The organism is Lyngbya sp. CCY1209 (genome assembly GCF_055795065.1).
The window spans coordinates 1-6,797 of sequence record NZ_JAYFER010000646.1 but is presented as its reverse complement, the minus strand read 5'-3'; the positions used below and the strand labels follow the sequence as shown (position 1 = coordinate 6,797).

General features: G+C 58.3%; 7 protein-coding genes. 3 read left to right on the top strand and 4 right to left on the bottom strand.

The features are described 5' to 3' along the window. Positions 1-220: 220 nt before the first annotated feature. The 4 genes from AC0QHF_RS26310 to AC0QHF_RS26295 form a co-directional block, all read right to left on the bottom strand. Complete coding sequence (locus AC0QHF_RS26310) at positions 221-1,513, bottom strand: dihydrolipoamide acetyltransferase family protein (RefSeq protein WP_324707241.1); 1,293 nt, start codon at positions 1,511-1,513, stop codon at positions 221-223. Next, on the bottom strand, positions 1,510-1,794 hold the full coding sequence (locus AC0QHF_RS26305) for a hypothetical protein (RefSeq protein WP_324707240.1): 285 nt from the start codon (positions 1,792-1,794) through the stop codon (positions 1,510-1,512). Before AC0QHF_RS26305 ends, AC0QHF_RS26310 begins: the two co-directional genes overlap by 4 nt. 44 nt (positions 1,795-1,838) lie before the next feature. Continuing rightward, complete coding sequence (locus AC0QHF_RS26300) at positions 1,839-2,288, bottom strand: YlqD family protein (RefSeq protein WP_324707239.1); 450 nt, start codon at positions 2,286-2,288, stop codon at positions 1,839-1,841. 174 nt (positions 2,289-2,462) lie between these two features. Further along, positions 2,463-4,400 (bottom strand): AMP-dependent synthetase/ligase, encoded by a 1,938-nt coding sequence (locus AC0QHF_RS26295; protein ID WP_324707238.1) that lies wholly within the window; start codon positions 4,398-4,400, stop codon positions 2,463-2,465. Between the two features lie 23 nt (positions 4,401-4,423). Here AC0QHF_RS26295 and AC0QHF_RS26290 point away from each other — a divergent pair, with 23 nt between their 5' ends. The 3 genes from AC0QHF_RS26290 (at position 4,424) to AC0QHF_RS26280 (ending at position 6,692) form a co-directional block, all read left to right on the top strand. Further along, on the top strand, positions 4,424-4,573 hold the full coding sequence (locus AC0QHF_RS26290; protein WP_324707237.1) for a hypothetical protein: 150 nt from the start codon (positions 4,424-4,426) through the stop codon (positions 4,571-4,573). A 101-nt stretch (positions 4,574-4,674) separates the two neighbouring features. After that, positions 4,675-5,886 carry a hypothetical protein gene (locus AC0QHF_RS26285; protein WP_324707236.1) on the top strand — a complete coding sequence of 404 codons (1,212 nt, stop codon included), beginning with the start codon at positions 4,675-4,677 and terminating at the stop codon, positions 5,884-5,886. 317 nt (positions 5,887-6,203) lie between these two features. Then, positions 6,204-6,692: an REP-associated tyrosine transposase gene (locus AC0QHF_RS26280; protein ID WP_324707235.1), complete on the top strand. Its 489-nt coding sequence runs from the start codon at positions 6,204-6,206 to the stop codon at positions 6,690-6,692. Positions 6,693-6,797 lie beyond the last annotated feature (105 nt).

The following is a 6,797-nucleotide window of genomic DNA, read 5'->3' as shown; positions in this document are numbered from 1 at the left end:
CCCAATCATCTTCAGATGATTTTTGCTGGTAGGGGCGCAAGGCTTGCGCCCTCGGGGAATTGATTCCCAAGCGGTGCGGATGTTTGACCCGCTTCCCCTGCTTCCTCTGCTTCCTCTGCTCCCTCCGCTCCCTCCGCTCCCTCCGCTCCCTCCGCTCCCTCCGCTCCCTCCGCTCCCTCCGCTCCCTCCGCTCCCTCCGCTTCCTCCGCTTCCTCCGCTTTTACAGCGTCAGAGATTGGGGGTCATTTTCGATCAACTGGGCGAAATACTGAAGGAACGCCGCCGCGTCCGCCCCGTAGATGATCCGGTGGTCACAGGTGATGTTGACCTGCATCTGGCGTTTGACGCCCATCATGCCGTCGGGGGTGGCGACCACAGCCGGACGGGAAGCCCCGATCGCCAAGATCGAACCCTGGCCGGGGGGCAAAATGGCATCGAAGCGATCGACCCCGAACATCCCCAAGTTGGAGAGGGTGAAAGTTCCCGTGGTGTACTCCTCCGGCTGCAATTGCTTGGCCCGGGCGCGATCGACGAGATCCTTCCAATTGCGGGAGAGGGAATAGATATCCACTTTGTCGGCATTTTGCAACACCGGCGTGATCAGCCCCCCGTCGGGCATCGCCACCGCCACGGCGACGTTGATACCCGCATTGTATTGGATGCCGGACTCGACATAGCTGGCATTGACCACCGGATATTTCTGCAAACTCATCGCCACCGCCTTGGCGAGGAGGGCCGTCATCGTCACCCCTTTGGATTTGATCTGCTTATAGAGTTGGTCTAAATTGTCGGTGGTGATGGTGTATCCGACGTGGAACGTCGGCACCTGCAAGCTGGCGACCATATTCCGCACCACCGCCGTTTGCAGGGTGTTCATCTTCACGACTTCCCCCAGCGGCGGTGCAGTGGCGGTCGCCGGGGCGGGGGCGGCGGCGGGCATCGGGGCGGGTTGTTGTCGGGGCGCGGGTTGCGGCGGTGCAGCCGGGGCGGAAGTCCGTCCGATCGCGGCTTCCACGTCCTCGGCTACGATCCGGCCGTGGGGGCCGCTGCCGTGCAGGGTATTCAAATCGACATCGAGTTCCTGGGCCAATTTGCGGGCGCGGGGGGATGCCACGATGCGGCCGTTGCGGCGGCTGGGGGTGGAATCCGCGCCGGCGGTGGCGGCGACGGGTTCCGGTTCCTCCCGCTGCGGTGCGGGTTCGGGTTCCGATGCGGGTTGGGAACTCCCGGAACTGAGTGCGGCTCCCTTTTGTTTGGCTTCTTCAATTTCCGCCTCCGTTTCGGCGATCAGGGCGATGGTCTGTCCGACCTCGGCGACCCCCCCTTCCGGAACGATGACCGTCGCCAAAAAGCCTTCGTGGAACGCCTCCACATCCATATCGGCTTTGTCGGACTCCACGATGAGAACGGTTTCCCCCTTGCCGACGCGATCGCCGGAGGATTTTTGCCATGAAACAATTTTACCCTCCGTCATCGTCGAGCTGAGGGCTGGCATAAACACTTCGTGAATCATAGCTGCTGAGTGGTGGTGTTGGCTGCGTGTGAATGGGCCCGAAAAAACCAAGGCGGTGCTGTGGTGCGGGCTTCCGATGGGTTGGTTGTCGGCTCGGCTGAACCGAGGCCGGCACTGACTCCCGGGGCAGTCGCCGACTCCCCGGGTTGACCCCCTTCCGGGGCGATTTCAAAAGCGCCGAGGCGATCCGGGCCGTCCCCGTCCCGACATCGACGGCGAATTTTCCGAATTCGTCCGCGATCGGCATCTGTCGATTCTACTACAAGTTGCTCCGCCCTCATCCCCGGCGCGAAAACCGGGAGTGGCGATCGCCCGAGCGCCCCCGTCAGACGTCGCCGCGAATTTCTTCCACCACGCCGTCTCGGAGGAGAATTTCCACCTGCATTTTTTTGATCAAATTGTCACCTTTTTCGACGGTAAACACGCTTTCGATCTGACCTTGGTTGACTTCCTGTTCGAGCTCAAAGGTCTGAATTTGTTGCAGTTGTTGCAGGCTCTGATTCTTTTGATCCAGAAGTTTACTCTTCTGTTCGTTCACCTGATTTTGGATATTTTCGATCTGTTTCAAAACTTCCGGACCTGGAGGTTGCAGGCTCTGTTTTTTCAGTTCGGCAATCATGCGCTGCCCCTGCATTTCGAGTTGTTGGAGCTGAGAGTCAATCTGATTAATTTGAGCTTGCAGTTGTTGTTGCGCTTCCTCTTTCCACCGGGGGGTCACGATCGCTTTGACATTGATGGGGCGCTTGAGAAGCAGTTGGTTGTTGGAAATCTCCATAAAATTGTCCTGTCAGTGTTCAGAAGTCAGTCGTGGGGGCCTGCGGTCGGTCGGGACGGTCTGGACAACCCACACCTCAACTCGGTGACGGCCGGGGAGCGGAGGCCCCAGATTGGATCGCCCGTTCCCCCGTTCCCTGGTTATTTGCCAACTGCGATCGCCGCCCCCACCGGTTCAATACATCTCGTTAATCATATCGCGGTAGCGCTCCATTACAACCGGGCGCTTGATTTTCAAGGTTTGGGTGAGCATCCCGTTTTCGATGGAGAAAGGTTCCAAAATTAATCGGAACGGACCGATGCGATCGTCGGGGCGGTAGCTGGGGCGATTTTTCACCTCCCGGTTCAACTCCCGGCGAAACAGGTCTTGAATGGGCTGGCTTTCGAGGGCGGCAGTTCCGCCGTCCCCCTCCGGCCAATCCAAAGTGACATTCTGCTCCCCGGCCCACTGCTTCAAAGCGTCCACATTGGGGACGATCAGCGCCCCCAGGGATTTTTGATCCTGGCCCACCAATACGATCTGGTCGATGTAGGGACTCCGCGCACAGGCGTCCTCGATGGGTTGGGGTTCGATATTCTCGCCGTTGGTGAGCACGATCGTATCCTTCGCCCGCCCCGTCAACACCAGATCCTGCTGTCGCGTCAGCCAGCCGAGATCCCCCGTGTCGAACCACCCCTCCGGGTCGATCGCCTTTTGAGTCGCCTCGGGATTTTTAAAATAACCCGCCATCACCTGGGGACCGCGCGCCAACACCAGCCCCTTGTGCCCCACTTCGCAGGTTTGCCGGGTGTCGGGGTCGATGATGCGAATTTCGGTGTGGGGGATCGGCTTTCCGGCCGACCCCCGCAGGTTGTGCCACAACCGTCGCGCCGTCAAAACTGGCGCCGTTTCCGTCAACCCATAACCCACCAGCAACTCAATCCCCACGATTTCGTAAAAATTCTCCAAGTGCATGGCCAAGGAGCCACCGCCGCTGATCGCCAATTTCAGGTCTCCCCCCACAGCTTCCCGCACTTTTCGATAAACCAGTTGATCCCCAAGGGCGTGGATGGGCGCCCACAACAGCATTTGCAGTTGGGCCGCCATTTTGGCGCTCTGGCTTTTGCCCTTTTTTTCGGACGACAGCGTCAGTCCCCGGACGACCCGGCGGGCGCGGATGTAGCGATCGCTGGCGGAGAAAAAGAAATTGACCAATTTCTGCCGGGTGGGCGGCTGGTCCCGGAATTGCTTCTGGGCCGCTTCGTGGATGGACTCCCAAATACGGGGGACGCTGACCATGTAGTGGGGTTTGAACTCCCGCAGATCTCGCTTGAAATAGCGGATATTGGTATAAACGAGCGTCGTCCCCTGAGACAGACAGTAATATTGTCCCATTCGCCCTAAACTGTGCCAGGTCGGCAGGATGCTGAGGACGATTTCTCCGGGGGTGGCTTGGAGGACGTCGTAGACGGCGGTGAGTTGGTGCAAAAAATTGCGGTGGGTGAGCATCACCCCCTTGGGTTTTCCGGTCGTCCCCGAGGTGTAGAGCAGGGTCGCCAGGTCGTCGGGGGTGGTTGTTGCGGGTTTGGTGAGGGTCAGGTCTTCCCCCTGGGCCATGAGTTGGCTGAAATTGAACACGGGGAGAGCGAGGGGGTGTTTCGGTTCCGGTTCTTCGTCGGACAGGAGAATCACAAATCGGATCGGTAGATCCTGAATTGCGCCGTGCAACTTGTCAAGCAGGGCCAAGTTTTCGACCACCAGGCCGGTGCTACCGCTATTTTGCAGGATGTAGGCGAGTTCTTCGGGGTCGGCCGTCGCCCCCCGGACGGCATCGGCGGCCCCGGCGGTCATGATCCCCTGGTCGGCGATCATCCACCGGGGGCTGTCGTCGGCGAACAGGGCGATGCGGGGGGGGATGTCATCGGCGATCGGTTCCACCCCCAACCGCTGCAAACCGGCGGCAAATTGTTGGATTTGCGTCCACAGTTCGCCGTAGCTGATGCGGACTTCCGGCTGGGCGTGGGGGTCCCACAGGGCGATTTCTTGGGGGACGGTTTGCGCCAGAATCGGCCAGATTTGGGGGAGGGATTCGGCGGATTGATATTGGGCGACGAAGGTAGAAGTGTCGATCATGGCGGGGATTGAGTCCGATATAGGTGGTTGATGAATGGAATCCGGGGAGAAATCCCGGCGATCGCGATATTTGTCATTATCCTATCCCCACGATTGTGGCGCGGCGATCGCAAGGGAGACAGATTTCCAGCCGTCCGTGGGACAACCGGGCCGTCGTGGCGGTCAAATGTTGAAATTGAATAAAATTAGTGGGCCGGAGAAACCAAATCGGGTAAAAAGAATCGCATAATAATAACCGACGAGGTAATCCAATTGAGGAGGGAGGATCGAACGGATGGTTCAGGAAATGAAACGTCAAAACCCGGATGTGGACTTCGCCGAGCCGGCACCGATGGAGCCGTTGGCGATCGACACCCACGCCGACGACTTGATGGACGAGATCTTCGGAGATGTCGATCGCGTCCTCGAAGGCGGCTCCAAGCTACCCAAAGACTCCGCACAGCCGGAGTTTATCTCCCTCCAATCCATCAAAGTCCCCCAAATTATCCTGCCGGCGGTCGAGACTGAAGCGGAAACGGAGGGGGCGCTCTCCTCGGAAGTGAACCTGCGGGACGCCCGGGCCGATCGCACCGAGTCCTTCGATCGCATCCTCCTGGGTGCTGCCTGTGCGTCTCTGGTTGTCACCCTCTCCCTGTGGTTGGCGACCCGGGGCGGTCTGGGGCGGCTATTTGCCCCCGCACCCGTCGCCGTCGCCCCCTCACTCGACGCCCAAACCCGGGCGGACGGGAAGTTTGTCGATTATTTGGAGCGATCGCTGGCCGCGATCGAAGGGAAAGCGACAACCCCCCAAATAGCCCTTCAGGGTTTCCCGGGATCGCCCCCCGTGATGAATTTGCCCACCCTTCCCATCCCCGACGCGCCCCCGTCGAACCCCGACACGACGGCCCTCGCCAACACCAATAACCTGATCGCGGCGATCAATCGGGTGGCCGAAGCCGTCCAAGAGGCCTCCGACCAAACCGCCTCCCTCTCCAATCAGGTCATGGCCACATTGCAGGCCCAGACTCGGCAGAATCAGCAACCGCCCCAACCTACCCCCACCCCCGGCGGGCAGGCCTCCGGCGCGGACGTGCAGGCCGAACCCGAACCGACCCCCACAGAAACGGCGACCGCCACTCCGGAACCCGAACCAGCCGCGACTCCGACGACGAGTCCCGCCGCCACCATTCCCGCCCCCCCCACCCCTTCCTCCATTCCGGCACCCCCCCCGGCATCTCCGAGTGCCCCGGCGGCCCCTCCCGAACAGACCGCCGCCGCCTCCGACACCACCGAACCCCAATCCGGCGCCGTCCATACCCTCGTCGGCATTTTGGAATTGGGCGATCGCTCCGCGGCATTATTTGAAGTCAACGGGGTCGCCCGCCGCATCTACGTCGGCGAAAGCGTCGCCGCCAGCGGCTGGACTCTGGTGGAAGTGGTCAACCAGGAAGCGGTGATCCGCCGGAACGGCGAAGTCCGCACCATTTTCGTCGGCGAACAGTTTTAAACCATGTGGGGGCAACCTTACAGGGTTGCCCAAATCAGATTTCAGGGGCAAGCGCAGAGGCTGGCCACCACCCGATGATTCATTAATTACTATTAAATTTCAGGGGCAAGCACAGAGGCTTGCCACCACCCGATGAGCCATTCATTTCAATCAACCCCAATCCGATTTTATGGGCAACCACAGAGGCTTGCCACCACCCGATGAGCCATTCATTTCAATCAACCCCAATCCGATTTCAGGGGCAAGCACAGAGGCTTGCCACCACCTAATAATTCATTGAATTGCCCAGAACTCCAAAATTGTCCCAACTGAAAATTATGGAAGTCGATCCGAGTGAGGTGAAAAGATATTATCGCCGGTTGCCACATTGGGAACTGAATGGGGCGATCTACTTCATCACATTCAATACTTGGGAAAAATTAGAACTCACTCCAGAAGCAAGAAAAGTTGTATTTACAGCTTGTTTATTTTTTCACGATAAAAGATATAAAATGTTCACATTTGTAGTCATGCCCGATCACGTCCACTTGCTAATGCAACCTCTGCAAAAGGAGAAGGGTGATTATTGGCCTCTGGCGAGTATCATGCACAGTTTAAAAAGCTATACTCACAAAGAAATTCCAAAAGTGATGACCCACATCGGTCGCGTTTGGCAACCGGAGCGCTACGATCGCATCGTTAGAGATGAGCAAGAATTTCAACAATTTTGGAAATACATTTTGGAAAATCCCATCAAAGCCAACCTATCAGATACTTGCGAAAACTACCCTTATCTTTGGATCAATCCAGAACCCAAAATCAATTAATTTTCAAATTACAACTGTAGGGGCAAGGCTCTGCGCTTGCCCATGAAACCCCATTCACAATCAATTAATCATCAAATGACCGTAGAGGCAAGCCTCTGCGCTTGC